This window comes from Mesorhizobium sp. M0058 (assembly GCF_040323095.1).
Classification (GTDB): domain Bacteria; phylum Pseudomonadota; class Alphaproteobacteria; order Rhizobiales; family Rhizobiaceae; genus Mesorhizobium.
Genome location: NZ_JAMYUQ010000014.1, coordinates 13,248 through 38,609 on the forward strand (window position 1 = coordinate 13,248; position 25,362 = coordinate 38,609).

The 25,362-nt window shown below is 63.6% G+C and carries 23 protein-coding genes; 12 read left to right on the top strand and 11 right to left on the bottom strand.

What is annotated here, in order from left to right:
• Window positions 1–97: 97 nt before the first annotated feature.
• Window positions 98–862 carry a DeoR/GlpR family DNA-binding transcription regulator gene (locus NKJ75_RS23525; RefSeq protein WP_352500260.1) on the bottom strand — a complete coding sequence of 255 codons (765 nt, stop codon included), beginning with the start codon at window positions 860–862 and terminating at the stop codon, window positions 98–100.
• A gap of 420 nt (window positions 863–1,282) precedes the next feature.
• Here NKJ75_RS23525 and NKJ75_RS23530 point away from each other — a divergent pair, with 420 nt between their 5' ends.
• Both NKJ75_RS23530 and NKJ75_RS23535 read left to right on the top strand, forming a co-directional pair.
• Window positions 1,283–2,167, top strand: coding sequence for a phosphotransferase family protein (locus tag NKJ75_RS23530; RefSeq protein WP_023826525.1), 885 nt, complete (start codon window positions 1,283–1,285; stop codon window positions 2,165–2,167).
• Complete coding sequence (locus tag NKJ75_RS23535; RefSeq protein ID WP_352500261.1) at window positions 2,164–4,617, top strand: GcvT family protein; 2,454 nt, start codon at window positions 2,164–2,166, stop codon at window positions 4,615–4,617. Before NKJ75_RS23530 ends, NKJ75_RS23535 begins: the two co-directional genes overlap by 4 nt.
• Window positions 4,618–4,629: 12 nt before the next feature.
• Here NKJ75_RS23535 and NKJ75_RS23540 read toward each other — a convergent pair whose 3' ends face one another.
• Complete coding sequence (locus tag NKJ75_RS23540) at window positions 4,630–5,262, bottom strand: class I SAM-dependent DNA methyltransferase (RefSeq protein ID WP_352500262.1); 633 nt, start codon at window positions 5,260–5,262, stop codon at window positions 4,630–4,632.
• 107 nt (window positions 5,263–5,369) lie between these two features.
• On the opposite strand from NKJ75_RS23540, the gene NKJ75_RS23545 reads away from it, so the two are divergent.
• On the top strand, window positions 5,370–6,272 hold the full coding sequence (locus NKJ75_RS23545) for a phosphotransferase (RefSeq protein WP_352500263.1): 903 nt from the start codon (window positions 5,370–5,372) through the stop codon (window positions 6,270–6,272).
• 1 nt (window position 6,273) lies between these two features.
• On the opposite strand, the gene NKJ75_RS23550 is transcribed toward NKJ75_RS23545, so the two are convergent.
• Window positions 6,274–7,197, bottom strand: a complete 924-nt coding sequence (locus tag NKJ75_RS23550; RefSeq protein ID WP_352500264.1) for a DMT family transporter — start codon at window positions 7,195–7,197, stop codon at window positions 6,274–6,276.
• A gap of 72 nt (window positions 7,198–7,269) precedes the next feature.
• A complete protein-coding gene (locus NKJ75_RS23555; RefSeq protein ID WP_352500265.1) occupies window positions 7,270–8,550 on the bottom strand; it encodes an amidohydrolase family protein in 1,281 nt (426 codons plus the stop codon).
• A gap of 175 nt (window positions 8,551–8,725) precedes the next feature.
• On the opposite strand from NKJ75_RS23555, the gene NKJ75_RS23560 reads away from it, so the two are divergent.
• Window positions 8,726–10,483 carry an ABC transporter ATP-binding protein gene (locus NKJ75_RS23560; RefSeq protein ID WP_023698913.1) on the top strand — a complete coding sequence of 586 codons (1,758 nt, stop codon included), beginning with the start codon at window positions 8,726–8,728 and terminating at the stop codon, window positions 10,481–10,483.
• Between the two features lie 67 nt (window positions 10,484–10,550).
• On the opposite strand, the gene ilvD is transcribed toward NKJ75_RS23560, so the two are convergent.
• Window positions 10,551–12,395 (bottom strand): dihydroxy-acid dehydratase, encoded by a 1,845-nt coding sequence (gene ilvD, locus NKJ75_RS23565; RefSeq protein WP_023725822.1) that lies wholly within the window; start codon window positions 12,393–12,395, stop codon window positions 10,551–10,553.
• A 270-nt stretch (window positions 12,396–12,665) separates the two neighbouring features.
• Here ilvD and NKJ75_RS23570 point away from each other — a divergent pair, with 270 nt between their 5' ends.
• A complete protein-coding gene (locus NKJ75_RS23570) occupies window positions 12,666–13,136 on the top strand; it encodes a VOC family protein (RefSeq protein WP_023685112.1) in 471 nt (156 codons plus the stop codon).
• A gap of 177 nt (window positions 13,137–13,313) precedes the next feature.
• On the opposite strand, the gene NKJ75_RS23575 is transcribed toward NKJ75_RS23570, so the two are convergent.
• Window positions 13,314–14,906, bottom strand: coding sequence for a peptide chain release factor 3 (locus NKJ75_RS23575; protein WP_023685113.1), 1,593 nt, complete (start codon window positions 14,904–14,906; stop codon window positions 13,314–13,316).
• A 138-nt stretch (window positions 14,907–15,044) separates the two neighbouring features.
• On the opposite strand from NKJ75_RS23575, the gene NKJ75_RS23580 reads away from it, so the two are divergent.
• Window positions 15,045–16,118 (top strand): NAD(P)/FAD-dependent oxidoreductase, encoded by a 1,074-nt coding sequence (locus tag NKJ75_RS23580; RefSeq protein ID WP_023672884.1) that lies wholly within the window; start codon window positions 15,045–15,047, stop codon window positions 16,116–16,118.
• On the opposite strand, the gene NKJ75_RS23585 is transcribed toward NKJ75_RS23580, so the two are convergent.
• From NKJ75_RS23585 to NKJ75_RS23595, 3 genes are all read right to left on the bottom strand, one after another.
• On the bottom strand, window positions 16,112–17,485 hold the full coding sequence (locus NKJ75_RS23585) for an amidase (RefSeq protein ID WP_023725823.1): 1,374 nt from the start codon (window positions 17,483–17,485) through the stop codon (window positions 16,112–16,114). The genes NKJ75_RS23580 and NKJ75_RS23585 overlap by 7 nt on opposite strands.
• A 301-nt stretch (window positions 17,486–17,786) precedes the next feature.
• Entirely contained in the window at window positions 17,787–18,581 is a 795-nt protein-coding gene (locus NKJ75_RS23590; protein ID WP_023685116.1) for a class II glutamine amidotransferase, read from the bottom strand.
• A gap of 15 nt (window positions 18,582–18,596) precedes the next feature.
• On the bottom strand, window positions 18,597–18,851 hold the full coding sequence (locus tag NKJ75_RS23595) for a DUF6356 family protein (RefSeq protein WP_023685117.1): 255 nt from the start codon (window positions 18,849–18,851) through the stop codon (window positions 18,597–18,599).
• A gap of 113 nt (window positions 18,852–18,964) precedes the next feature.
• Here NKJ75_RS23595 and NKJ75_RS23600 point away from each other — a divergent pair, with 113 nt between their 5' ends.
• The 6 genes from NKJ75_RS23600 to NKJ75_RS23625 all read left to right on the top strand — a co-directional run bounded on the left by NKJ75_RS23600 (window position 18,965) and on the right by NKJ75_RS23625 (window position 23,553).
• Entirely contained in the window at window positions 18,965–19,435 is a 471-nt protein-coding gene (locus NKJ75_RS23600; RefSeq protein WP_023672880.1) for an Lrp/AsnC family transcriptional regulator, read from the top strand.
• An 85-nt stretch (window positions 19,436–19,520) separates the two neighbouring features.
• On the top strand, window positions 19,521–20,006 hold the full coding sequence (gene dut, locus NKJ75_RS23605) for a dUTP diphosphatase (protein WP_023672879.1): 486 nt from the start codon (window positions 19,521–19,523) through the stop codon (window positions 20,004–20,006).
• A gap of 1 nt (window position 20,007) precedes the next feature.
• A complete protein-coding gene (locus NKJ75_RS23610; RefSeq protein WP_023713561.1) occupies window positions 20,008–20,667 on the top strand; it encodes an HAD family hydrolase in 660 nt (219 codons plus the stop codon).
• Between the two features lie 176 nt (window positions 20,668–20,843).
• Window positions 20,844–21,662: a hypothetical protein gene (locus NKJ75_RS23615; RefSeq protein WP_245275046.1), complete on the top strand. Its 819-nt coding sequence runs from the start codon at window positions 20,844–20,846 to the stop codon at window positions 21,660–21,662.
• A 76-nt stretch (window positions 21,663–21,738) separates the two neighbouring features.
• On the top strand, window positions 21,739–22,542 hold the full coding sequence (locus NKJ75_RS23620; RefSeq protein WP_023672876.1) for an isocitrate lyase/PEP mutase family protein: 804 nt from the start codon (window positions 21,739–21,741) through the stop codon (window positions 22,540–22,542).
• A gap of 12 nt (window positions 22,543–22,554) precedes the next feature.
• A complete protein-coding gene (locus tag NKJ75_RS23625) occupies window positions 22,555–23,553 on the top strand; it encodes a proline racemase family protein (protein WP_023725827.1) in 999 nt (332 codons plus the stop codon).
• 5 nt (window positions 23,554–23,558) lie between these two features.
• Here the strand turns inward: NKJ75_RS23625 and NKJ75_RS23630 are convergent, their stop codons facing one another.
• Window positions 23,559–24,260: a sulfate transporter family protein gene (locus tag NKJ75_RS23630; RefSeq protein WP_023672874.1), complete on the bottom strand. Its 702-nt coding sequence runs from the start codon at window positions 24,258–24,260 to the stop codon at window positions 23,559–23,561.
• A gap of 197 nt (window positions 24,261–24,457) precedes the next feature.
• The gene (locus NKJ75_RS23635) at window positions 24,458–25,360 is read right to left on the bottom strand and encodes a DMT family transporter (protein ID WP_023725829.1); all 903 of its coding nucleotides are present in this window, start codon (window positions 25,358–25,360) and stop codon (window positions 24,458–24,460) included.
• Window positions 25,361–25,362 lie beyond the last annotated feature (2 nt).

Here is a 25,362-nt window from a genome sequence, read left to right on the forward strand (position 1 = left end):
GGCCGGCGACGCGGCGCGCATGATGCACAACATCGCCTTCGTGGTATCGGGTGGCGGCATGGGCCGGGATCGCGGCGCGCCAGTCGCTGGTGTTTGGCTAGGCCGCAGCGATGCTGAGGCGCGCTCCAGCCTCGGCAAGTGCCGAGGCAATGTCGCGCGGCGGCGGCTGGTCGGTGGCGAGTTCGGAAAAACCGTCGAAGCCGCAGACCTGGACCAGACCCTGGCGACCGAACTTGGTGTGGTCGGTGATGACCAGCGAGCGCTGGCCGCGCGACAGCACCATGCGGGCGAACTCCGCCTCTTCCAGATCGTAGTCGGCAAGGCCTGCGGCGGCATCGACGGCGCCGATCGAAATCACCGCATGGCTGACCGAGAAGCGGCTGACGAAATCGATCGCCGAGGCGCCGAAGGCGGCCCCGGAATCGCTGCGCAATTCGCCCCCGGCCATATAGACCTTGTTGCCGTTGACGGTGGCCAGCGTGCGGGCGATATCGGACGAGTTGGTGACGACCGTCAGCCGCCGGTGGCCGAGCAGTTCGCGGGCCAGGAACGAGGTCGTGGTGCCGGTGTCCAGCATGACCGATTCACCGTCGCGAATGGTGGCAGCGACCATGCGGGCGATCAGCCGCTTGGGCTCGGCATTGTCGCGCATGCGCCGCTCGAAGGGCGCTTCGCCGGCCATCGACGGCAGGCCGATGGCGCCATGCATCTTGAGCACCGAGCCATTGCCGGTCAGTGGCTTGACATCCCGGCGCACCGTTTCAAGCGAAACCCCCAGCCGGTCGGCGAGGCTGGCAATGGTGACGGTGCCCTCTTCCTTGAGGAGGCGGAGGATTTCGCCATGCCGTTTCGAATGGATCATCTGGCTTCCTCAATTTGCGGCCTGCCCGGTTTTAGGGCAATGCCGCCGTTTTTAAAGGAATTGCTCGTGGTTTCGGGCAAAACACCCAAAAAAAGTCACAACATTTCATTGACAGTTAGGTAGCACTGGCGTGACATTGACGGCGTGACAGCTTCGGAACTGCCACGGGAGGGTGATGGCAGAGCCGCAATTCACGGACCGGACCGTCTGGCCAGACCGTCTGGGTTTGAACTGGCACAAAAGTTTCTCAAATCCGCGGGGGCGGAGACCGGGTATCAAAACCTGGCCAGAGGGGCTCGTCGGTGCGGCGCGGGATAGGAGTTCCTGCGTCCCGCACCGACGAGATTTTTTGCGTTTCCCAACGCTCGTTGCGCGGCGCATGGCGCCCAGGAAAGCTCCGCAAAAGTCAGGGATGGCCCCGTGACTGCTGAAGACCGCATCCGGGCCTTGCCTTGCTGGAATGGCAGCATCGACATTGCGCCGCTGCCGGGCGGCCTCAGCAACGCCAACTATCTGGTCAAGGACGCGGCCGGGCGGCATGTCGTGCGCTTCGGCCAGGACTATCCATTTCACCACGTCTTTCGCGACCGCGAGGTGATGACGGCCCGCGCGGCGCACGCCGCAGGCTTCGCGCCGGCGGTCCGCCATTCCGAACCCGGCATCATGGTCACGGAATTCCTCGGCGCGAAAACCTATGTTGCCGAGGACGTGCGCGCCAATATCGGCCGCGTCGCAGCCCTTATGCGCGGGTTCCATCGCGAGATGCCCAATCACATCTCCGGCGCCGGCTTCATGTTCTGGGTCTTCCATGTCATCCGCGACTATGCGCGAACGCTGAGCGAAGGCGGCAGCCGCAAGCGCGACGAGCTGCCCAGGCTGCTGGCTCTGGCCGACGAGTTGGAGCGGGCGCAGAAGCTGCTGCCGATCGTATTCGGCCACAACGATCTTCTGCCGGCAAATATCCTCGACGATGGCGACAGGTTGTGGCTCATCGATTTCGAATATGCCGGTTTCAACACCGCGATGTTCGATCTTGCCGGCGTTGCCTCCAACGCCGAGATGAGCGACGCGGAGTCCTTCACTTTCCTCACGGCGTATTTCATGCGCGAGCCGGATGAGGCGATCCGCCGCTCGCACGCGGCCATGCAATGCGCCTCGCTGCTGCGCGAGGCGATGTGGAGCATGGTTTCCGAACTTTACCTCGACGCGCCCGGCATCGACTACGTCGCCTACACCGCAGAGAACCTGACGCGGCTCGACGGGGCGCTGGACAATTACCGCACGAAGTACGGGACACAGTCATGACATTGCCTACACATGCCGGCATCGTCGTCATCGGCGGCGGCATTATCGGCTGTTCGACGGCCTATCACCTGGCACGCGACCACAAGGCCGATGTCGTGCTGCTGGAACAGGGGAAGCTGACCTCGGGTTCGACCTGGCACGCGGCCGGGCTGGTCGGCCAGCTGCGCTCGTCCGCCTCGATCACCCGCGTGCTCAAATATTCGGTCGAGCTCTACAAGGGGCTGGAAGCGGAAACCGGGCTCGCTACCGGCTGGAAGATGACCGGGTGCCTCAGGCTTGCGACCAATGCCGACCGCTGGACCGAATATAAACGGCTGGCGACGACGGCCAGGAGCTTCGGCATGGACATGCAGTTGCTGTCGCCGGGGGAGGTCAAAAAGATGTGGCCGCTGCTGGAGACCGGCGACCTCGTCGGCGCCTCCTGGCTGCCGACCGATGGGCAGGCCAGCCCCTCCGACATCACGCAGTCGCTGGCCAAGGGCGCGCGCATGCATGGCGCCAAGCTGTTCGAGGACGTCCGCGTTACCGGCTTTGACATGACGGACGGGCACATCACCGCGGTGAAGACCAACAAGGGCGACATTGCTTGCGACAAGGTGGTGAACTGCGCCGGGCAATGGTCACGCCAGGTCGGCGCGATGGCCGGCATTTGCGTGCCGCTGCAACCGGTCAAGCACCAGTACATCATCACCGAGAAGATCGACGGGCTGGCGACCGACGCGCCGACAATCCGCGATCCCGACCGCCGTACCTATTTCAAGGAAGAGGTCGGCGGGCTGGTGATGGGCGGCTATGAGCCGAACCCACAAGCCTGGGCGACCGGCCTGCCCGGCGGCGATGTCCCCGATGACTGGGAGTTCCGGCTGTTCGACGACGACTACGATCATTTCGAGCAGCATATGAGCCAGGCGATCGCGCGCGTGCCGGCGCTGGAGACGGTCGGCGTGAAGCAGATGATCAACGGGCCGGAGAGTTTTACGCCGGACGGCAATTTCATCCTCGGTGTCGCGCCCGAATGCGCCAACATGTTCGTCGGCGCCGGCTTCAACGCCTTCGGCATCGCTTCCGGCGGCGGCGCCGGCTGGGTGCTGGCGCAATGGGTTGTCGACGGCGAAGCGCCGCTCGACCTTTGGGTGGTCGACATCAGGCGGTTTTCCGGTCTGCACCGCGATCGGCAATGGGTCAGCGATCGCACGCTGGAAGCCTATGGCAAGCATTACACAATCGGCTTTCCGCATGAGGAGTATCTGTCGGGCCGGCCGCGCATCGTCTCGCCGCTCTACGAGCGGCTGAAAGCGCACCGCGCGGTGTTCGGCTCCAAGCTCGGCTGGGAACGGCCGAACTGGTTCGCGCCGCAGGGCGCCACATCCGAAGACATTTATTCCATGGGCCGGCAGAACTGGTTTGGCCCGGTCGGCGAGGAGCACCGCCATGTGCGCGAGAAAGTCGGCATCTTCGACCAGTCGTCCTTCGCCAAATACGAAATGACGGGTTCGGATGCGGCTAAGGCGCTGGACTGGATCTGCGCCAACGATGTCGCCAAGCCGGTGGGACGGCTGACCTACACGCAGCTTCTCAACACGCGCGGCGGCATCGAGGCCGATTTGACGGTGGCCAGGCTCGCCGAAGACAAATTCTACATCGTGACCGGCACCGGCTTCCGCACGCATGATCTCTCCTGGATCGGCGACCATGTCGGCAAGGGTCTCGACGTGACGCTGAAAGATGTCACTGAGGATTTCGGCACGCTGTCACTGATGGGACCGCGGGCCCGCGACGTTCTGGCTGCCGTGACCGATGCCGATGTCTCGAACGCCGCCTTCCCGTTCGGCCATATCCGCGAGATCACGACTGCCGGCCATACGGTTCGGGCGCTGCGCGTCACCTATGTCGGCGAGCTTGGTTGGGAATTGCATGTGCCGATCGCCGCCACCGGCGAGATTTTCGACACGCTGATGGCGGCAGGCAAGCCGCACGGCATCCGGCCGATCGGCTACCGGGCGCTGGAATCACTTCGGCTGGAGAAAGGCTACCGCGCCTGGGGCTCCGACATCACCCCCAACGACACGCCTCAGGAGGCCGGCCTCGGCTGGGCGGTGAAGCTGAGGAAGAACACCGATTTCGTCGGCCGGCGGGCGCTCGAAAAGATCAGCGGCGCCGACCTGAAGAAACGCTTTGCCGGCTTCACGGTCGACGATCCCGATATCGTGCTGGTCGGGCGCGAGACGATTTTGCGCAATGGCGAACCGGTCGGCTATCTCACCAGCGGCGGTTATGGCTACACGCTGGCTAAGAACATCGGCTATGGCTATGTCCGCAACGCCGATGGCGTCAGCGACGATTTTCTCAGCTCAGGGGACTATGAGCTGGTGGTCGCGATGGAACGGACGCCGGCGAAGATCCATCTCGAACCGATGTACGATCCTTCGATGAGCAGGATCAAGGCATAGGCTGCGCCAGACTCAGCTCACGCGCAGCACAAGGCCGCGGCTGGGCACGGTGTCAGCCTCGCCCGGCATCGAAACATAAGGCGCAGTCTCCTCGGCACGAACGACCCTGCCCTCAGCTTCGAGTACAGCGATGCGTTCGGCGAAGCCGGCGTTCCACAGCGTGTTCTTGACCGTCAGCACGATGATGCCGTCCGGCCGGCAGATGCGGATCAGTTCATCCAGCCCCCCGGCGCCGACATGGCCGGAGGTGAAAACGCCGGCCGAGACGATGCCGGCATAGGCATTGTCGGCAAAGGGCAGCGGGCCGCCGAGCGCCAGGCAATGCAGCGCCGAATAGACGCCCTTTGCCGCTGCCTTGGCCAGCATGCCTTGCGAAATATCGAGCGCTTCGACCTGGGGATAGCCGGTGATGGCCAGCCACTCGCCGATCAGCCCGGTGCCGGCGCCGGCGTCGAGAAGCGGTGCGGCGCCGCGCGGCAGATGGCGGGCCAGCAGGGCCAGGCAGATCGTCGGATGGCGGTAGCCGGCGGCCGACATATCGGCATCGTAGGTTTCCGACCATTTGTCATAGATCGCGGCGACGTCCTCGGGCCGTTGCGCCGCATAGGCGGCGCCAAGCCCGCCATGATCCTTGTTGCCCGCCATGGCTGTTTCTCCGCCAGCTCGCTGCTCACCCTCGATCGGGATGATAGCCAAACGGCGAAAACTGTGGAACCGTTGTCGCAAGAAATAACACGCCAGGGGCAACAGGCATGGGGACCGACGAGGCACGCGCAACACTTGCGGCGATTCCGGCATTGGCGGGCTATGACGGACCGCTGGAGCGGCTCGGCGGGATGACCAATCTCGTCTTTCGGGCCGGCGATATCTGCCTGCGTATCCCCGGCAAAGGCACCGAGGAATATATCAACCGCGCCAATGAAGCGGTGGCGGCGCGTGAGGCGGCCAAAGCCGGCGTCAGCCCCGAAGTGCTGCATGTCGACCCTGCGACAGGCGTGCTGGCGAGCCGCTTCGTTGCCGGCGCCGTGACGATGTCGCCGGAAAAATTCAAGCTGCGCGCCGGCAGCCCGGCCCGCGCCGGCGAAGCCTTCCGCAGGCTGCACGCGTCCGGTGCGGTGTTTCCGTTCCGCTTCGAGCTGTTTGCAATGATCGACGACTATCTCAAGGTCTTGTCGACCAAGGACGTCGCCTTGCCGCCGGGCTACCACGACGTGGTGCGCGAATCCGACACCGTGCGTGCCGCCCTTGCTGCCCATAGACTGCCGATTGCCGCCTGCCATTGCGATCCACTGTGCGAGAATTTTCTCGATACGGGCGAGCGGATGTGGATCGTCGACTGGGAATATTCGGGGATGAACGACCCGCTCTGGGACCTCGGCGACCTCTCGGTCGAAGGTCGGTTCGACACCACGCAAGAGGAAGAGATGATGCGCGCCTATTTCGGCGGCGAGGCGAAACCGGCCGAGCGCGGCCGCGTCGTTATCTACAAGGCGATGTGCGACCTGTTGTGGACGTTGTGGGGGCTGATCCAGCTTGCCAACAACAACCCGGTCGAGGACTTCCACGCCTATGCCGACGGCCGCTTCGCCCGTTGCAAGGCGCTGATGGAAACGCCTGAGTTTTCACGGCATCTGGCGGCGGTGCGCCAAGGTTAGGTCAATTCACGCCTTTCGGCACGTTCTCCGGCGGCACGACTGTTTCGACCACCTTCTGGCGGTGGAAGATGAACAGGCCGGCGAACACGACGATGGCCGAGCCGATCAGGATGCGCGGTCCCGGCAGGTCGCCGAAGAATGCCAGGCCGAAGATCACCGCCCATAGAAGCAGGCTGTAGTGCAGCGGCGCCAGCGTCGAGGCAGGGGCCAGTTTCAGCGCCCTGGTAATCATCAGATGCGCGCTGCAGGAGACGATGCCGAGCAGGAGCATGGCGCCGAAATCGAGTGCCGAGGGCGTCTGCCAGGCGCCTATGGTCATCACGCCGCCGACCAGCAGCGTGCCGATAGTCTGCCAGGTGACCAGCGTTGTGTCGCTGGTGCCGCGCAGGCGGCGGCTGAGGATGATGGCAAAGGCGAAGGCGATGCTGCCGACCAGTGCGAACAGCGAGGACTGCGAGAACGCCGCCGAAGACGGCTTCAAGATGATCAGCACGCCGCAGAAGCCGACCATGATGGCGGCCCAGCGGCGCCAGCCGACCTTTTCGCCGAGCAGGAAATGCGACAGCGCCGCCACATAGATCGGCCCGGCCATGTAGAAGCTCATCACGTCGGCAAGCGGAAGATAGACGACGGCGGCATAGAACAGCGCCGTGTCCGCCGTGGTCGCCAGCACGCGCAGAATCTGGAGGACCGGCCGCTCCATCCGGAACAGTCTGCGGGCGCCCTGGTTGGCGATCATCGGGCCGAGCACGATGAAGGCGCCGATGGATCGGATCAGCACCACCTGGCCGACCGAGAAGCTGGCGACCAGCCATTTGCCCATCGCGTCGTTCAGCGCGAACATGAAGTCGCCGGCCAGCATCAAGAGGATGCCGGCCAGAAGCGCGTTCCTGATAGTGAAGGTGCGGACGAGCGACTGGGCCATGCGGCTCCCTAGCTGCAAGCGGTCGCTTTGACGAGGCAAATCGGTAAGACCAGCGGCGGAAATCGGCTGTTTCTACGCAGTTTTGTGCCGCCGGTTCACCTGTCCGGGACGGCCGGCGATCGACAGCCGTGTCTCCTGTTTCGTGCGCTCGGCCACCACCTTGCCCCTGGCGACGACGCACAGCCGTTCGGCACGTAACCTCAAGGCTTCGATCGGATTGCCGGCATCGAGGATGACGAAGCTGGCGCGCTTGCCCACGGCAAGGCCGAGATGATCGAGGCCCATGATGGCGGCGTTGACATTGGTGACCATGTCGAAGCAGCGTGCCATGTCGGCAGGGCTCGACATCTGAGCGACGTGAAGCCCCATGAAGGCGACGTCGAGCATGTCGGCGGTGCCCAGCGAATACCAGGGGTCGAGAACGCAATCCTGGCCCCAACCGACGCGGATGCCGAGCGCCAGCATCTCCTTCACCCGGGTCATTCCGCGCCGTTTGGGAAACGTGTCGTGGCGGCCCTGCAGCATGATGTTGATCAGCGGATTGGGGATCGCCGACACACCGGCCTCGGCAATCAGCGGCAGGAGCTTGGAGACGTAATAATTGTCCATCGAGTGCATCGAGGTGAGGTGCGAGCCGGCCACCTTGCCCTGAAGGCCAAGGCGGTGGGTCTCATAGGCAAGCTGCTCGATGTGGCGCGACAGCGGATCGTCGGTCTCGTCGCAATGCAGGTCGACCATCAGCCCGCGCTTAGCCGCGATTTCGCACAATTCGGTCACCGAGCGCGTGCCGTCGGCCATGGTGCGTTCGAAATGCGGGATGCCGCCGACGATGTCGACGCCCATGTCGAGCGCGCGCAGCGTGTTCTGGCGCGCCGTCGGCGAACGGTAGAAGCCATCCTGCGGGAAGGCTACCAGTTGCAGATCGATATAGGGCGCGACAATCTTCTTGACGTCGAGCAGCGCCTCGACCGCCAGCAGCCGGTCGTCGCAGACATCGACATGGGTACGGATGGCGAGCAGGCCCATCGAGACCGCCCAGTCGCAATAGGCGAGCGCCCGCTCGCGCACCGCGTTATGGGTCAAGAGCGGCTTCAGTTCGCCCCACAGCGAAATGCCTTCCAGCAGCGTGCCCGAAGCGTTGATGCGTGGAATGCCGTAGGACAGCGTGGCGTCCATATGGAAATGCGGATCGACGAAGGGCGGCGAGATCAGATTGCCACGGGCGTCGATCGCCGTGCCGGCGCTGACATGCAGTTCGGGCTCGATGGCGACGATCGTCTCGCCGATGATGCCGAGATCGGCGACGGTGCCGTCGGGCAGCGTTCCGCCGCGCACAACAAGGTCGAAATCCATCTGTCGTCATCTCCCTGAAGCTCGAACGCCGCAATCGTGGCGCAAAAGACACCGTGCCGCAGCCGATTGTCTCCGCGACAGCGAAAGGTTCCATCCGGCCACAACTCGCTCTATAAGCCGCCTTTCGCCCCGGTGGCGAATCCGAAATTCGTCAGTCAGTCATGGGATCGGCCATTTGTTTCGCTTCTTCCGTTCGACGGAAAACCAGCGCCTTATCGCAAGGCTTTTGCGGGAATCCTTTCACGCACATAGATTTGGCTACGCTGCGGCCATTCTGTCGATGCTGGTGGTGGCGGCAACGACAGCAGCCAGCGCCTATATGCTGCGCGAAATCACCAATGAATTCGTGGTTTACAAGAGGATTGGGCAGGTCAATCTGATCGCGGCGGCGACCGGAGCGATTTTCATTCTCAAGGGCTTCGCAAACTTCATCCAGGCCTACTTCATGAGCAGGGTCGGCAATGCCATCATCGCCGACCGGCAGCGCAAGATCTATGACAGCATTCTTGCACAAGGCATCGAATTCTATCATTCGACCTCTTCGTCCGAACTGATTTCGCGCATGACGAACAATGCCCAGGCCGCGCGCAGCGTGCTCGACCAAATCGTCACGTCCTATGTTCGCGACCTGGTGACGCTGGCTGCGCTGGTGGGTGTGATGGTCTGGCAGCAGCCGGCGCTGTCCCTGATCTGTCTGGTGATCGGGCCGATCGCCATTTACGGCGTCAATCGTATCCTCAAGCGCGTCCGAAAAATTGCCTCGCAAGAATTCCGTTCGCTCGGCCAGATCGTGCAGGTGATGCAGGAAACGGCGATCGGCGTGCGCGTCGTCAAATCCTTCGGTCTCGAAGGCGCCATGCGCAAGCGCATGTACAAGGCCGTGTCGGACGTGGAGAGCCGCGCCAACAACATCGCCACGCTGGAGGCCGCCACCAGCCCGGTGATGGAAACGCTTGCGGGGCTGGCCATCGCTGGCGCCGTTTTTGTCAGCGGCTTCCTGGTTCTGGGCGGCGGCGGTCAGATGCCGGGCAACATCATGGCGTTCATCGCGGCGCTGCTGTTGGCCTATGAGCCGGCCAAGCGCCTGGCCCGCGTACGCATCTCGCTTGAAACCGGCATTGTCGGCGTGCGCATGATGTTCCAGCTCGCCGACCGGCCGCTGACGCTGGCCGAAAAGCCGGATGCAAAGCCGCTGCGGGCCGGGCCGGGCGAGATCCATTTCGACAATGTCAGCTTCGCCTACCCCGAAAGCGCGCCGGTGTTCGAGGGACTGGACCTGACGCTTGCCGCAGGCAAGATGACGGCGCTGGTCGGACCCTCGGGCAGCGGCAAGTCGACCATCCTCAACCTGATCATGCGCATGTACGACCCGCAGGTCGGCAGGGTGATGTTCGACGGGCAGGACATTTCTTGTGCCACGCTCACCTCGGTCAGGGAAAAGATCGCCTATGTCAGCCAGGACACGTTCCTGTTTGCCGGCACGATCATGCACAACATCAGGCTCGGGCGCGAGGGCGCCACGGACGAGGAAGTAATGGCCGCCGCAAGGGCCGCCAATGCACATGACTTCATCAGCGCCCAGGCGAAAGGGTACGACACGGATGTCGGCGAGAATGGCGCGCTGCTGTCAGGCGGCCAGCGCCAGCGCATCTCGATCGCGCGCGCCATGCTGCGCAATGCCGAAATCCTGCTGCTCGACGAGGCGACCAGCGCGCTCGACGCCGAATCCGAGGCGCTTTTCCGCGACGCGCTGCAGCAGCTGACGGTCGGGCGCACCACCATCGTCATTGCCCACCGCCTGTCGACCGTGCACCAGGCCGACACGATCGTGGTGCTGGAGGCCGGCAAGGTGGTGGAAAGCGGCGCGCATCGCACGCTGCTCAACCAGGGCGGGCTGTATCAGAAGCTTTACGAATATCAGCTGATGCCGTGAGCTTTACCCTCCCCCTTGTGGGGAGGGTCGCTGCGCAGCAGCGGGGTGGGGGTCGGCGCCGCACCCCTCACTCCGGTACGTGCCGCACCGCGCCCTTGTCGGCGCTGGTGGCGAAGGCGGCGTAAGCGCGCAGCGCGGTCGTCACCTTGCGCTTGCGCTTTTCCTCGGGCTTCCAGGCCATGGCGCCCTTCGCCTCCATGGCCGCGCGGCGCGCGTCGAGTTCAGCGTCGCTGACAGCAAGCCGGATCGTGCGGTTGGGGATGTCGATCTCGATCGTATCGCCTTCCTGCACCAGTCCGATCGTGCCGCCTTCCGCTGCTTCGGGCGAGGCATGGCCGATCGACAGGCCTGATGTGCCGCCGGAGAAGCGGCCGTCGGTGACCAGCGCGCAGGCCTTGCCGAGGCCTTTCGACTTTAGATAGCTCGTGGGGTAGAGCATTTCCTGCATGCCGGGACCGCCGCGCGGTCCTTCATAGCGGATGACGACGACATCGCCGGCCTTGATTTCGTTGGACAGGATCGCCTTCACGGAAGCGTCCTGGCTTTCGAACACGCGGGCCGGGCCGGTGAACTTCAGGATCGACTCGTCAACGCCGGCCGTCTTCACGATGCAGCCGTCGAGCGCCAGATTGCCTTTCAGCACGGCAAGGCCGCCGTCTTTCGAGAACGGCGTCTCGGCTGAGCGGATGACGCCCTTCTCGCGGTCGAGGTCGAGCTCGTCCCAGCGGCGGTCCTGGCTGAAGGCGACCTGTGTCGGCACGCCACCCGGAGCGGCGAGAAAGAAGTCGCGGACGCTCTGGCTCGAGGTGCGGGAGATGTCCCAATGGTCAAGCGCTTCGCCCAGGCTTGCCGTATGCACCGTGGGCAGGTTGCGGTTGAGCAGCCCGGCATTGTCGAGCTGGCCGAGGATCGCCATGATGCCGCCGGCGCGGTGGACGTCTTCCATATGCACGTCGGACTTGGCCGGTGCGACCTTGCACAGCACCGGAACGCGGCGTGACAGCCGGTCGATGTCTTCCATGGTGAAATCGACCTCGCCCTCATGGGCGGCGGCCAGGATATGCAGCACGGTGTTGGTCGAGCCGCCCATGGCGATATCGAGCGTCATGGCGTTCTCGAAGGCGCCTTTGGAGGCGATGCTGCGCGGCAGTGCCGACTCATCATCCTGCTCGTAGCAGCGCTGGGCGAGATCGACGATGAGATGGCCGGCCTCGACGAACAGCCGCTTGCGGTCGGCGTGGGTTGCGAGGGTCGAGCCATTGCCGGGTAGCGACAGGCCGAGCGCCTCGGTCAGGCAATTCATCGAATTGGCGGTGAACATGCCGGAGCACGAGCCGCAGGTCGGGCAGGCCGAGCGTTCGATGACCTTGACGTCCTCGTCGGAGATCTTGTCGTCGGCGGCGGCAACCATGGCGTCGACCAGGTCGAGCGCTTGTGTCTTGCCGGCGAGCACCACCTTGCCGGCTTCCATCGGCCCCCCGGAGACGAAGACGCTTGGGATATTGAGGCGCAAGGAGGCCATCAGCATGCCGGGCGTGATCTTGTCGCAATTGGAGATGCAGACCATGGCATCGGCGCAATGCGCGTTGACCATATATTCGACCGAGTCCGCGATCAGCTCGCGCGACGGCAGCGAATAGAGCATGCCGTCATGGCCCATGGCGATGCCGTCATCGACGGCGATGGTGTTGAATTCCTTGGCGACACCGCCGGCCTTCTCGATCTCGCGCGCCACCAGCTGGCCAAGGTCCTTGAGATGGACATGACCCGGCACGAACTGGGTGAAGGAATTGACCACCGCGATGATCGGCTTGCCGAAATCCGAGTCCTTCATGCCGGTGGCGCGCCACAGGCCGCGGGCGCCGGCCATGTTGCGGCCGTGGGTGGTAGTGCGGGAGCGATAGGCCGGCATGAATGTTCCTTGGCTGGTTGGCTGCGCTCAACGCGGAGCGTGGCGGCGCTTAATTTGGACCGCGGGGTTTATAGACCGGCAAGTATGGTCTGGCCACATTTTTGCAATGCGCCAGAGTCTCGCTGAAATCAGGGTTTCGAAAAAGATTGCCGGCCAGTGTCGGATCGCTAGCCCGGCATCCGTCCTTGGGACGACGGCAAGGGAATGGCACCATTTCTATAAGTCAGCCGCTTCACCTGTAACCGCAACCAAACACCCGAGGAGCATGACATGCAAAAGATCACCACCTGCCTGTGGTTCGATGGCCAGGCCGAAGAGGCGATGAATTTCTACGTTTCCATCTTCAAGAACTCGAAGGTACTGAGCGTGCTGCGTTGGCCCGAAGGCCATACCGATGCCGGCAAGGCGCTGGTAACCACGTTCGAACTCGACGGCGTGCAGTTCCAGGCGCTGAACGGCGGACCGCAATTCAAGTTCAACGAGGCGATGTCACAGTCGATCGACTGCAAGACGCAGGAAGAGGTCGACTATTTCTGGGACAAGCTCATCGAAGGCGGCGGCGAACCGTCGCAATGCAGCTGGCTGAAGGACAAGTTCGGCGTCTCCTGGCAAGTCGTGCCGGAGCAACTGCCGCGCCTGCTTCTGGATCCGGACCGGGCCAAGGCCGGGCGGGTGATGTCGGCGATGATGCAGATGAGCAAGATCGATATTGCCAAGATCGAGGAAGCTGCGAAGGGGTGAGAAGCGGCCGCGTAGCGGACGAAAAGCCAATTGCTTTGCTTTTCGAGCTTCGAACGCCCTGAGCCACGCGAACGGCCGGCGCGCGTTGGAGCCAATTGACCCTTCAAGGTCGGCGCTGCCCCTCATCCGCCCTCGGGCACCTTCTCCGCGTAAGCGGGCAGAAGGAAAAGGGGCGCCTTACGCCGCCTTGTCGCGGACCTGGTAGTCCTTGATGGTGGCGAAGCGGATCGCCCTCCAGCGTTCGGCTTCGTAGTTCAGCGAGAAGGCGTTCTGGGCCAGAAACACCGGGTCGTTGTCGAGATCGCGGGCGATGTCGCCGCGATGCGCCTCAATGAAGCGAAGCGTTTCGGCCTTGTCGTCGGCAGAGATCCAGCGGCAGACCGAGAAGCGCGACATTTCGAATTCGACCGGCAGCGTGTATTCGAAATTCAGCCTTTCCTTCAAGACGTCGAGCTGCAGCGCGCCGACAACGCCGACGATGGCCGGCGAGCCGTCTTCCGGCGAAAACAGCTGCACGACGCCTTCCTCGGCCATCTGGTGCAGCGCTTCCTTGAGTTTTTTCGCCTTCATCGCGTCGCCGAGGCGCACACGGCGCAGGATTTCCGGCGCGAAGTTGGGTACGCCGCGGAACAGTATCTCCTCGCCTTCGGTCAGCGTATCGCCGATACGCAGCGTGCCGTGGTTGGGAATGCCGACGACATCGCCGGCAAACGCTTCGTCGGCGGTGACGCGGGTGCGGGCAAAGAAGAACTGCGGCGCCGACAGGCTCATCGGCTTGCCGGTGCGCACCAGCTTGGCCTTCATGCCGCGCTCGAGCTTGCCCGAACAGACGCGCACGAAGGCGATGCGGTCGCGATGGTTGGGGTCCATATTGGCCTGGATCTTGAACACGAAGGACGTCATCTTCTCCTCCGTCGCCTCGACCTTGCGGGTGTCTGCGTCCTGCGCACGCGGCGGCGGGCCGAAGGCGCCGAGCGCCTCGATCAGGTCGCGCACGCCGTAATTGCGCAGCGCCGAGCCGAAATAGACCGGTGTCAGATGGCCTTCGCGGAAGGCGTCGATGTCGAGCGGGCGGCAAGCTTCGCGCGCGAGCTCCAGCTCCTCGATGAAGGCCTCGCGCTCGTTTTCCGGCAGCAGGCCGGCGACGCGGTTGGAGTCGGGGCCGTTGACCGGCGTGCGGTCTTTCTCGGCATCGCCCCTGCGCACAGCGTTGAGCGCCAGGTGGTAGGTGCCGGCAAAAGTCTTGCCGCGGCCGATCGGCCAGGTGATGGGGGCAGTGTCCAGCGCCAACTTCTGCTCGATCTCGTCGAGAATTTCGAACGGGTCGCGGCTTTCGCGGTCCATCTTGTTGATGAAGGTGATGATCGGGATGTCGCGCAGCCGGCAGACTTCGAACAGTTTCAGCGTGCGCGGCTCGATACCCTTGGCGGCGTCGATGACCATGACGGCGCTATCGACCGCCGACAGGGTGCGGTAGGTGTCGTCGGCAAAATCCTCGTGGCCGGGCGTATCGAGCAGGTTGAAGACATTGTCCTCATATTCGAAGGTCATCACCGAGGTGACGACCGAAATGCCGCGCTCGCGCTCGATCTTCATCCAGTCGGACCGGGTCTGGATGCGATCCTTCTTGGCCTTGACCTCGCCGGCAAGCTGGATGGCGCCGCCGAACAGCAGCAGCTTTTCGGTGAGCGTCGTCTTTCCGGCGTCGGGGTGGGCGATGATCGCGAAAGTGCGGCGGCGCGATACCGCCTGTTCGATGTCTTCAGCCAATTTCTGGAATCCTGTCTGTGGCGCGGGCTTCTAGCAGCGCATTGCTGGCCTGTCGACAGTTTCGGGCCGGCAGGCCGACCACACTTGAGCTTGAATCGTTACGGTGGCATCAGAGGAGCCCATTCTGAGAGGTCCGGTATGAGCAGCGCTAAAGAAGTCATCGTCATTGGCGCCGGCATTATCGGGGCGTCCATAGCCTGGCACCTGACCAAGGCCGGGGCGCGGGTGACTGTGATTTCCGATAGTGGTGCCGGCGGCGTCGCCACGCCAAACTCCTTTGCCTGGATCAACGCCAGCTGGGGCAATCCCGAAATCTATTTCCGGCTGCGCATCCGTGCGATGGCCGAATGGAAGCGGCTGGCAAACGAGCTGCCCGGCCTGCCGCTCGCCTGGTGCGGCGGGCTGTGCTGGGATCTGCCCGCCGACAGGCTCGAAGCCTACGCGGCTGAGCACGCTTGCTGGGGTTACGGCATCGAACGCGTCGACGCCGGGCGGGCAGCGCAAATCGAGCCCAATCTCGTCGAGCCGCCGGAATTCGCTGTCTATGTCGCGGAGGAAGGCGTGGCCGAACCGGTCGCAGCGGCCAAGGCGCTGCTGGCCCACGCAGAACGGCAAGGTGCGCGCGTTCTCTCCAGTTCTGTAACCGCACTTGTCCAGACCGATGGCAGGATTGCCGGTGTCGATACATCGCATGGGCTGATGCCAGCCGAAGAGGTGGTGATCGCAGCCGGTGTCGGGGCGCCCGATATTGCCGCTACCGCCGGCATCAAGCTGCCAATCGAGACGCCGCCCGGTCTGATCGTCCACTCGCAGCCCTACAAGAAGCTCCTCAACGGGCTGGTGCATGCCGAAAAGCTGCATATGCGCCAGACGGCGGAGGGCCGCATCATCGCCGGCTCGGATTTCGCGGGGAGCGATCCCGGTGAGAATCCCGACGCCACGGCGCGCGAGCTGTTTGCAGCAATGAAGGCGGCTTTGCGCGGCGCCGACGAATTGGAATTCGATTTCCACACGGTTGGCTACCGGCCGACGCCGATCGACGGCTTTCCGATCATCGGCCGCGCCGAGGGCACGGAAGGTCTCTATGTCGCCGTCATGCATTCCGGCATAACGCTGGCGCCCGCGGTCGGGCTGTTCGCCACGCGCGAAATTCTCGACGGCGAGCGTGATCCGCTGCTGACGCCTTATGGGTTGGGTCGGTTTGCTCAGTAGCCCGGCGGACGCTTGAAGCCGCCGGTCAGCGCTTCGATCGCCTTGGCGATGCCGAGCAGCCGCGATTCCGACCAGCGCTTGCCGACCAGTTGCAGGCCGATAGGCAGGCCGTCGCGGTCTTGCCCGCAGGGCAGCGAGAGTGCCGGATGGCCGGAATAATTGAAGACCGCGCCATATGCCGGTAGCATCCAATAGCTTTGCTCCTTGCCGTCGACTTCGATCGGCGTGCCGGGCTCACAATGCGCGAAGGCCGTGGTCATGGCGACCGGGCACAGCAAGGCATCGCAGGTTTCGAAGAACCTGTCCCAGGCCAGGATCGAGCGGTCGCGGCGAGCGAGCGCCTCGAACCAATTGGTGATCGGCGTTGGCTGCTCCGGCGGTTCGGGCTGCGCTGCCTCCAGCATCATGCCGATCAGATCGCCGCCCTGCTCCAGATCGTCATGCAGATCGATCTCAGGCAAGTTCGCTTCTTCCACAATCACCCCTGCTGATTGCAACCGCTTGGCCAGGCTTTCGACCGCGGCAGCGATTTTACCAGCCACCGGAAAGCCGGGGAAGGACGGCGCGACGGCGATGCGCAATGTCTTGAGGTCGAGCCTGGGCATGGCCTCTACGGGCACCGGCGCGAGGTCGGTGTCTGCTCCGTCCGGGCCGGCGATGATTTTGTAGATCAGCGCAAGATCCTCCACGCTGCGCGCCAGCGGGCCGAGGCAGGACATCAGCCGCACGCTACGCGCCGCGCCGTTCGGATCGGGGAAGGCGCCGGCCAGGGACACGCGGTGCTCGGTCGGTTTCAACCCGTAGACGCCGCAAAAAGCCGACGGCAGGCGGATCGAATCCTGCATGTCGGTGCCGACATCGAACGGCGTCATGCCGGTCGCCACCGCTGCCGCTGCGCCACCGCTGGACCCGCCTGACGTGCGCGATCGGTTCCACGGATTGCTGGTGCGACCGAACAGCGGATTGTCCGATTGCCAGTCGCCCAGCATCGTCGCGACATTGGTCTTTCCAATCAGGATGCCGCCTGCGGCTTTCAATCGGGCGACGACCGGGCTGTCTGCCTTTGCCACATAGTCGGCGAATGGTGCGAAACCAACCGTGGTCTTCATATCAGCGGTTTGGTGCATGTCCTTCAACGTGAAAGGCACGCCATGCAGCGGTCCGAGCGCATCGCCGCGCGCCTGCACCGCGTCGGCTTGTTTCGCGCGCTCGCGGGCGCCTTCCCGATCGAGATTGACGACCGCGTTGACCGCCTCGCTGTGTCGGTCGATTTGGGTCAGATGGGCGTCCAGAGCTTCGACGGCGGAGATCTTTCGCGCCGCGATTGCGGCGGCGAGATCGATGGTCGAGGAAAAGGCGAGGTCCATGATTGCTCCGGCTGCTGCCAAACGTATCGCGGTTTAAAACCAAGTTCAGCATTCGGAGATCATCGGCGCTTGATCAAAATTGCGCTTGCCGGTCGGTAGAGGTTGGCGCTCTACGGCGCCCCCCTCTGTCCTGCCGGACATCTCCCCCACTTTGGGGGAAGATTGGCAGCTTTGGCTTCGGCGCCCCTTTTCCTGCGTTGAAAATTGGCGAAGGCCGCCGTGACCTCCAATCTCCCCCCTCGTGGGGGAGATGTCCGGCAGGACAGAGGGGGGCGCGAAGGAATGCGGCTTAGACTAGGGCCTAGACGACCAGTGCCAGCCTTGCCACAGCCGGCACGAACGGCCGAATGCTCATCCCATCGCCAGTGATCGTGACAAAACTCGCCGGCGGGATCGCCTGCCAGTCGCCGCCTTCGCGGTCGAAGGGTTCGGACACGATGCAACGACCGCCGTTGCGGAGCGACGTGTACAGGGTCGGTGCGTGGGCATCGCTTGCGTAGCGCACGGCATAGAGCGCGCGCCCATCCGAAAGGGCCGCAGTGAGTTTCAAGGCCGGTTCGAGACCGGCGTGGCGTGACGCCTCCAGAACCCGAGCGGTGGCGCGCGATACTGCCCCTTGCGGGTCGCCAGCAAGACCCTCGTCGATCATCAGCAGGAAAAACAATTCGGAATCGGTGGTGCCCTCGCGCTGGTCGAAGACGGCGTCAGAGAGCGAGTTCTCCAGCGCGCGGCGGATCTTTTCGAAGCCGCCGATCTGGCCGTTGTGCATGAACGACCAGTTGCCGGAGATGAAGGGATGGCAGTTCATGCGGCTGGTGGCGCCGCCGGTCGACGCCCTGACATGGGCGAGGAACAGGCCGGATTTGATCTGCCGGCATAGGCTTTTCAGATTGGGATCCGACCAGGCCGGCAGGATGTCGCGGTAGAGGCCGGGCTCGGGCCGGTCGCCATACCAGGCAAGGCCGAAACCGTCGCCATTGGTCGGCGACTTGGCTTCCTGGGCGCAATGGCTCTGGGCGATCAGCGAGTGGCAAGGTGCGGTGACGACGTCTTCGAGGAAGACCGCTTCACCCAGATAGGCCGCCCATCGGCACATGGCTTCTAACCAATCCTAGGCGCGATCCAAGAGAGCCTGGGGCTCCTTGACCGCGTGCGAGCCTCTGTTGTGCGTCCGCTCGTAGAGTTCGCGAACGATTCGGCTTGCCGTAGTTTCGAAGAGAAACGGCAAGAAAGCGTGAACGAGTGCCGCACCAGCGGCCATCAGGAGGCGCGAGCAGAACCAGGCGGCAAAGGCCATATGGCTGAAATAGGTCTCGCCCACCTTGGCCGGGTGAGAGGTGAACAGCTTCGAAAACAGCGTCGTCATGGTGATCCCTCCTGCCGGGATAAGCCCCGATGTGGGTATCCTGCCACAGGGTAAAGGTTCATCGGTCTCAATTTGTCCTTGTCTAACGCCGTGGTTCGGGACATTCATCCCACATGGCGCTTGAATTTGATGAAATCGACCGAAGATTGCTGGCCGAGCTGCAACGCGACGGCACACTATCGGTCGATCAGCTCTCCGAAAAAGTGTCGCTGTCGCGCAACGCCTGCTGGCGCCGGGTCAAGCGGCTGGAAGAGGACGGCGTCATCACCGGACGGGTGGCGCTGGTCGATGCCGACAAGCTCGGGCTCGGACTTTCGGTGTTCATCCTGATCCGCACCTCCAATCATGACCCGGACTGGCTGCAGAAGTTCCGTGCGGCGGTGACCGGTTTTCCCGAGATCACCGGGGTCTATCGCATGTCCGGCGATCTCGACTACGTGCTGCGCGCCCGCGTCGCTGACATGAAGGCCTATGACCGGCTCTATCAGCGGCTGATCGCCAAGGTGGCGCTGTCGGACGTTTCGGCCTCCTTCGTCATGGAGGAGATCAAGGAGACGACCGTCGTTCCGATGGAATTGCGCTAGGTCACACTGACGCCTGAAAGAAAGCCGTTGATAGGCCTGCGGACGAGTTGACCGAATCGCCGTTCGCGCCGATAGGATCGATTTTATGCGCGCAGCCTTCCAAAATTCCTCCGTCATTGGTCCCACTGTCGGCTTCGTCAGGTTGCCGCATGGAGATGGACTTCCCCTTCCCGCCTATGAAAGCACCGGCGCCGCCGGCATGGATCTGCGCGCCGCGGTGCCGGAAGACCGGCCGCTGCTGATCCTGCCTGGCAAGCGCGCCTTGGTGCCGACCGGTCTGATCCTGGAAATTCCCGAAGGAATGGAAGGCCAGGTGCGGCCGCGCTCCGGCCTTGCCTTCAAGCATGGGCTGACCGTCCTCAATTCACCGGGCACGGTCGACAGCGACTATCGCGGCGAGGTCAAGGTGCTGCTGATCAACCTTGGCGACGAGGATTTCGCGGTGACGCGCGGCATGCGCATTGCCCAGATCGTCTTTGCCGCGGTGACGCAGGTGACGGTTGAGGAGCGCTCGCTGGCCGGCGCCACGACGCGCGGCGCGGGCGGGTTCGGATCGACCGGCACCGCCTGAAATGAGCATACCGAAACTGGTCATCTTCGACTGCGACGGCATCCTGGTCGACACCGAGAACCTTGCCAACCGGCGGCTTGCCGAGTGGTTTGTTGCCGCCGGTTATCCCACCACATTCGAATATTGCCGCAAATATTTTTCCGGCCGCAGCATGGCTTCGGTGCAGAAGGAAATCGAAGAGACGACCACGGTGCGGCTCGGCGCCGATTTCGTCGATCGCTGGAATGCCGGCCTGCCCGATCTGTTTGCGCATGGCGTCGAGGCGATCCCCTATGTGCGCGACTTCATCGAGGCGGTTCGCGCGGCCGGCATTCCCTATTGCGTCGCCACTTCCGCGCGTATCTCGAAGATGCACATCACGCTCGGCCAGACCGGGCTGCTGCCGCTGTTCGAGCATGGCATGTTCTCTTCGACCATGGTCAGCCGCGGCAAGCCGTTCCCGGACCTGTTCCTGCATGCGGCAAAGACCATGGGCTTTGTGCCCGCCGACTGCATCGTCATCGAGGACAGCGTTGCCGGCACGCAGGCCGGCATTGCCGCCGGCATGCGTGTCTATTCCTATCATGGCGATCCCTATTCCGACCGCGATGGCCTGGCCAGCGCCGGCGGCGTCCTGTTCGACGACATGCGCGAACTTGCCGGGCTGGTGCCGATCCACTGAAGCTGTGTTAGGTTCCGCGCGGCCAGCCTGAGGCGCCCATGCCAACGAACCTGCTTCGCTCCATCCTAAAGCGTTTCACCGTTTCATGGAAACGGCGAACCGCTCTATCTTTTTGTTTTGTCGCAATTTCCGGCCGGAAAACCGCACACACTTTTCCTGAAATTGCTCTAGCGCTTGTGCTGCTGCCGTGGCTTTGGACCGCAGCCGGCGCGCAAGCCGTCAGCTTCCCGGAATTCGGCAGCGCCATCCCCGGCCACATGGATGTGACCTATCTGGACCTCGCAAGGATGGTCATTCCCGGCCTCGCAGGTAACAGCAACGGTTTCTACCGGGGTGGATTGCCGATCGAGATGCGCCACATCGAGGGACCGGATGGCGGCGGTTCGCCGCCTGAGACATCGGGCCTCTCCAACGCCGGCGTGCTCGCCATCAAGGCCGGGGGCAAGGACCGGCTGGCGATGCTCTACGACCTCGGCGACTCTCCCGACAGCGCCGAAGGCTATGCCGTGCTGGCGCTCTACGACATCACAGACAAGCCGAAGCTGCTCGACGCCGTCAATGTCGCGCTCGACCGCGGCACCTATTTCCGTGAACCGGGCAAGCTTTCCGTTGGGCCGAACGACGACATCGTGATCACCATGAGCGCGCATTTCAATTCAAGCCAAAACTACGCAATCACGCCGCTGATCATGGTGCGCGACGACAAATTCCAACTGATCGACATGATCTTCACCTTCGATGAGGACCTGTGCGCCTACAGCCGGAAGCAGGACGTTGCTTTCCAGACGATCGCTGACGGACAGCCTTATGCCGCGGTCAAAGTGACGGTGACCGACGCCACGGTGCTCAACGGCGAGAGCTGCGACGACCAGCCGCCCAAGCCTGAAGCCCACGCAATTTCCGTCACCTATCATTGGGACAAAAAAACGTTGCACTATGTCAAGGATTCCGATGCGCTGGACAGATTGGCAGGAGAGAACGCCAAACGCTTCTGAGCCAACCGCATTCGTTTGCTCGGTGCATTGCTGCACGATAGAATCTGCCGGCATTTCGCATCTGAAGGGAGCACTCATGGACAAGGGCAAGATCTTTCGCGACCTGCACGCCTCGACCTTCGTCATGCCCAACCCCTGGGATGTTGGCACGACCAAGCTCCTGGCGTCCTTCGGTTTCAAGGCGCTGGCGACCACCAGCGCCGGTTTTGCCTTCTCGCGCGGCCTGCCCGATGGCGCAGTGACCTTCGAGGCGATGATCCACCATTGCCGCGAGCTGACGGCGGCAACCAGCCTGCCGGTGTCGGCCGATCTCGAGAAAGGCAAGGGCGACAGCGCGACGAGTGCCGCCGAGACGGTTTTTGCGGCCGAAGCGGCAGGTCTCGCCGGCTGCTCGATCGAGGACCATACCGGCGATCCCGACAAGCCCATCTATGAGTTTTCACACGCCGTCGAGCGCGTTGCAGCTGCTGCTGAAGCCGCACGGGCGCTCAAGCATGATTTCGTCTTCACCGCGCGGGCCGAGAATTTCCTTTGGGGCAAACCGGATCTCGACGACACGATCAAGCGGCTGCAGGCCTTCGAAAAGGCCGGCGCCGACGTGCTCTATGCGCCGGGCCTCAAAGATGTCGAGACCATCCGGAACGTCTGCTCGGCAGTGAGCAGGCCGGTCAATGTCATGGCACTCCCGGCCTTCACCATCGCCGACCTCGCCATGGCCGGGGTCAAGCGCATCTCGCTTGGGCCGTGGCTGACCAATTTCGCCTTCGGCATGCTGGAAACCGCGGCGCGAGAGATCCAGCAGGACGGCACGTTCGGCTTCACCCGCGCCGCCATGCCGTTCGGCAAATTGCAGGCGCTGTTTTCCAAATCCTCAGGCTAGGGGTCCCGGCGCATGACGCTCACCGTCGTCGACATGCACACCGGCGGCGAGCCGCTCAGGATCGTCACCGACGGCTATCCAGACATTCCCAAAGGCACGATCCTGGAAAAGCGCGCCTATGTGCGCGACCACCTCGACCATTTGCGCAAGCTGCTGATCTTCGAGCCGCGCGGCCACTACGACATGTATGGCGCGCTGCTGGTGGAGCCCGACCTGCCCGGCGCCGACCTGGCCGTGCTGTTCATGCACAATGAGGGTTATTCCACCATGTGCGGCCACGCCATCATCGCGCTTGGCCGCTACGCCGTCGACGAAGGACTGGTGGCGAAACAGGAGCCAATCACCATGGTCAACATCGAGGCGCCGTGCGGCTTGGTCGTCGCTTCGGTGGAGGTCAAGGACGGCAAAGCGGGATCCGTGTCGTTCGAAAGCGTGCCGGCCTTTCTGTTTGCCCATGACCAACAAATCGAATTGGCGGGATACGGCAAGATTGCGTTCGACATCGCCTATGGCGGCGCCTTCTACGCGCTGGCCGACTGCCATCAATTCGGCCTGGAGTTCGGCCGCAGCCGGGTGCGCGATTTCGTCGACGCGGCAACCGCGCTGACCGAGCGGCTGAAGGCGGAGTTCCCTCTATCGCATCCCGACCATGCCGATCTCGCTTTCCTCTACGGCACCATCCTCACCGATGGACGAGATGCGTTCTCCAGCGAGGCAACGAAAAACATCTGCGTCTTTGCCGATGCCGAGGTCGACCGCTCGCCGACCGGCTCCGGCGTCACCGCGCGGCTGGCGGCAATGCATGCCAAGGGTGAAATCAACCCTGGTCAGGAGCGGTCCTTCGAAAGCATCGCCGGCTCGCGCTTTTCCGGAGCGGTGGCGCGCACGACCATGGCCGGCCCGCATGATGCGATCATCGCCCGCGTCGGCGGCCGCGCCTACTATTCGGGCCGGGCGGAATTCACCGTCGAGCCGGATGACGAATTGGGACGCGGTTTTCTTCTGCGTTGATAGGCCTATCGCCCGGCGCTCTCCCGCGCGCCGACCGCCTTGTGCAGATGCACCATCATGGCGGCGGCAAAGAGCGGCGTCAGCAGGTTGAGCAGGGGCACGGCGAGGAAGGCAGCGATGAGCAGCCCGGCCAGAAAGACGGTGCCGGCATATTTCCGGCGCAACGCCCTCGCCTCATCTTCCGGGCGGAAGCGCATGGCGGCGAATTCGAAGAATTCACGTCCGAGCAGATAGCCGTTGACGATGAAGAAGGCGGCGATGTTGACGCCTGGAACCAACAGAAGGAGCAAGGCGACGATGTTGCCCAGGATGACGACGCCGAAGAATTTCACCGACAACACGAGCGAGCGCAGCGCCGGCATGGCGCGTCCGACGGGATCGGCCGGATAGTCGGTGCGCTCGACCACTTCGGCGATGTCGTCGAGAAACAGGCCGGCCACGATTGCCGTCACCGGCGCGATCAGCAGCGCCATCCCGAAGGCAAGCGCGATGGCAGCGATGATGCCGCTCAGCCATCCGGCCCAGGACGGCAGGCCGGGCAGCAAGGAGTGAACCCATGGCAGGGCCAGCCAATCGACAAGCCCGGTCAAGACGAACCACAAGGCGACCAGCGCCAGGACGGTCAAGCCCAGCGTCTTCAGGAAAACCGCGCGGAATTCGGGAGAAAACAGCCGGCTGAAGGCGGCGCGGGCAGCGTTGGAGATCACGGCGTTTCACCCCCAGGAACAAACGGATATCTCCGACATAGGCGGAGACCCTGTCAGCCGCAAGCCTGCCGGAGCGGGCGCAATTCCGGACGGGAACTAGAGGATGATCCCAAAAAGTGGGTACCGGTTTTTGGACAAGATCATGCTCCAACAAAGGGTTAGATCATGATGAGATTTCAACCAAATCTCATCATGATCTAGCGCGCCAGCGCCCGGGAGCGGGCGGGGATGGTCATCGCCGCAACGCCGGCGACGACGCAGCCCATGCCCCAGAAAGCTGTCGGCCCAAGGCTCTCGCCGAGGAACACGACGCCGATTCCGACGCCGATCGGCACGCGCAGATAGGCCTGCGACGTCGTGCCGACCGAACCAAGCGTGTGGATGAGGCGGAAAAAGATGCAGAAGGCCAGCGCCGTGGAGAACACCGACAATGCCAACAAGGCCAGTATCGACGCCATTGAAGGCGACAGGGTCCACGGGCGGTCGAAGGCCAGGCTCAAGGGGACGAGGATGACTGCGCCGCACAGCATCGAGCCGGCGGCCGGCAGCATCGGGTCGAGTCCCCTAAAGCCGCGGCCAAAGATGGCGGCGCCGGCATAGCAGACCGTGGCGGCAATGACGGCAAGTTGCGCCCACAATTGATGGCCGAGCCCGCCAAGCGCCTGGGTGCCGACGATCAGGCAAATGCCGGCAATGCCGGCACCGACACCGAACAGCTTGCGTGCGGTCACGGATTCGTGGCGGATGATAAGCGCGGTCAGCAGGAAGGTGAAGATCGGCGAGGTCGCGTTCAGAATGGTGGCCAGACCGGCGTCGATGGAGCGCTCGGCGGCGGCGATCAGCGTGAACGGCACGACGCTGTTGAGGCAGGCCTGGACCATGAACCGCCACAAGGTCGCGCCGTCCTTGGGCATGGAAAGGCCGCGCCAGCGGATCAGCGCGAGCAGGATGGCGCCGGCGATCAGGGTGCGAGCAGCGATGAAGGTTATCGGCGGGATCGTCTCGACACCGATCTTGATGAAGGTATAGGACGCGCCCCACAGGGCGGCCAGCACGCCAAGCAGCGCCAGTTCGGTGGCCATGTCGGTCTTTGCTTGCATGC

What these genes read in the sequence shown, in the direction of transcription:
- NKJ75_RS23525 (WP_352500260.1), bottom strand. Translation starts at nt 862, where the DNA reads ATGATCCATTCGAAACGGCATGGCGAAATCCTCCGCCTCCTCAAGGAA.
- NKJ75_RS23535 (WP_352500261.1), top strand. Translation starts at nt 2,164, where the DNA reads ATGACATTGCCTACACATGCCGGCATCGTCGTCATCGGCGGCGGCATT.
- NKJ75_RS23540 (WP_352500262.1), bottom strand. Translation starts at nt 5,262, where the DNA reads ATGGCGGGCAACAAGGATCATGGCGGGCTTGGCGCCGCCTATGCGGCG.
- NKJ75_RS23545 (WP_352500263.1), top strand. Translation starts at nt 5,370, where the DNA reads ATGGGGACCGACGAGGCACGCGCAACACTTGCGGCGATTCCGGCATTG.
- NKJ75_RS23550 (WP_352500264.1), bottom strand. Translation starts at nt 7,197, where the DNA reads ATGGCCCAGTCGCTCGTCCGCACCTTCACTATCAGGAACGCGCTTCTG.
- NKJ75_RS23555 (WP_352500265.1), bottom strand. Translation starts at nt 8,550, where the DNA reads ATGGATTTCGACCTTGTTGTGCGCGGCGGAACGCTGCCCGACGGCACC.
- ilvD (WP_023725822.1), bottom strand. Translation starts at nt 12,395, where the DNA reads ATGCCGGCCTATCGCTCCCGCACTACCACCCACGGCCGCAACATGGCC.
- NKJ75_RS23570 (WP_023685112.1), top strand. Translation starts at nt 12,666, where the DNA reads ATGCAAAAGATCACCACCTGCCTGTGGTTCGATGGCCAGGCCGAAGAG.
- NKJ75_RS23580 (WP_023672884.1), top strand. Translation starts at nt 15,045, where the DNA reads ATGAGCAGCGCTAAAGAAGTCATCGTCATTGGCGCCGGCATTATCGGG.
- NKJ75_RS23585 (WP_023725823.1), bottom strand. Translation starts at nt 17,485, where the DNA reads ATGGACCTCGCCTTTTCCTCGACCATCGATCTCGCCGCCGCAATCGCG.
- NKJ75_RS23590 (WP_023685116.1), bottom strand. Translation starts at nt 18,581, where the DNA reads ATGTGCCGATGGGCGGCCTATCTGGGTGAAGCGGTCTTCCTCGAAGAC.
- NKJ75_RS23595 (WP_023685117.1), bottom strand. Translation starts at nt 18,851, where the DNA reads ATGACGACGCTGTTTTCGAAGCTGTTCACCTCTCACCCGGCCAAGGTG.
- NKJ75_RS23600 (WP_023672880.1), top strand. Translation starts at nt 18,965, where the DNA reads ATGGCGCTTGAATTTGATGAAATCGACCGAAGATTGCTGGCCGAGCTG.
- dut (WP_023672879.1), top strand. Translation starts at nt 19,521, where the DNA reads ATGCGCGCAGCCTTCCAAAATTCCTCCGTCATTGGTCCCACTGTCGGC.
- NKJ75_RS23610 (WP_023713561.1), top strand. Translation starts at nt 20,008, where the DNA reads ATGAGCATACCGAAACTGGTCATCTTCGACTGCGACGGCATCCTGGTC.
- NKJ75_RS23620 (WP_023672876.1), top strand. Translation starts at nt 21,739, where the DNA reads ATGGACAAGGGCAAGATCTTTCGCGACCTGCACGCCTCGACCTTCGTC.
- NKJ75_RS23625 (WP_023725827.1), top strand. Translation starts at nt 22,555, where the DNA reads ATGACGCTCACCGTCGTCGACATGCACACCGGCGGCGAGCCGCTCAGG.
- NKJ75_RS23635 (WP_023725829.1), bottom strand. Translation starts at nt 25,360, where the DNA reads ATGCAAGCAAAGACCGACATGGCCACCGAACTGGCGCTGCTTGGCGTG.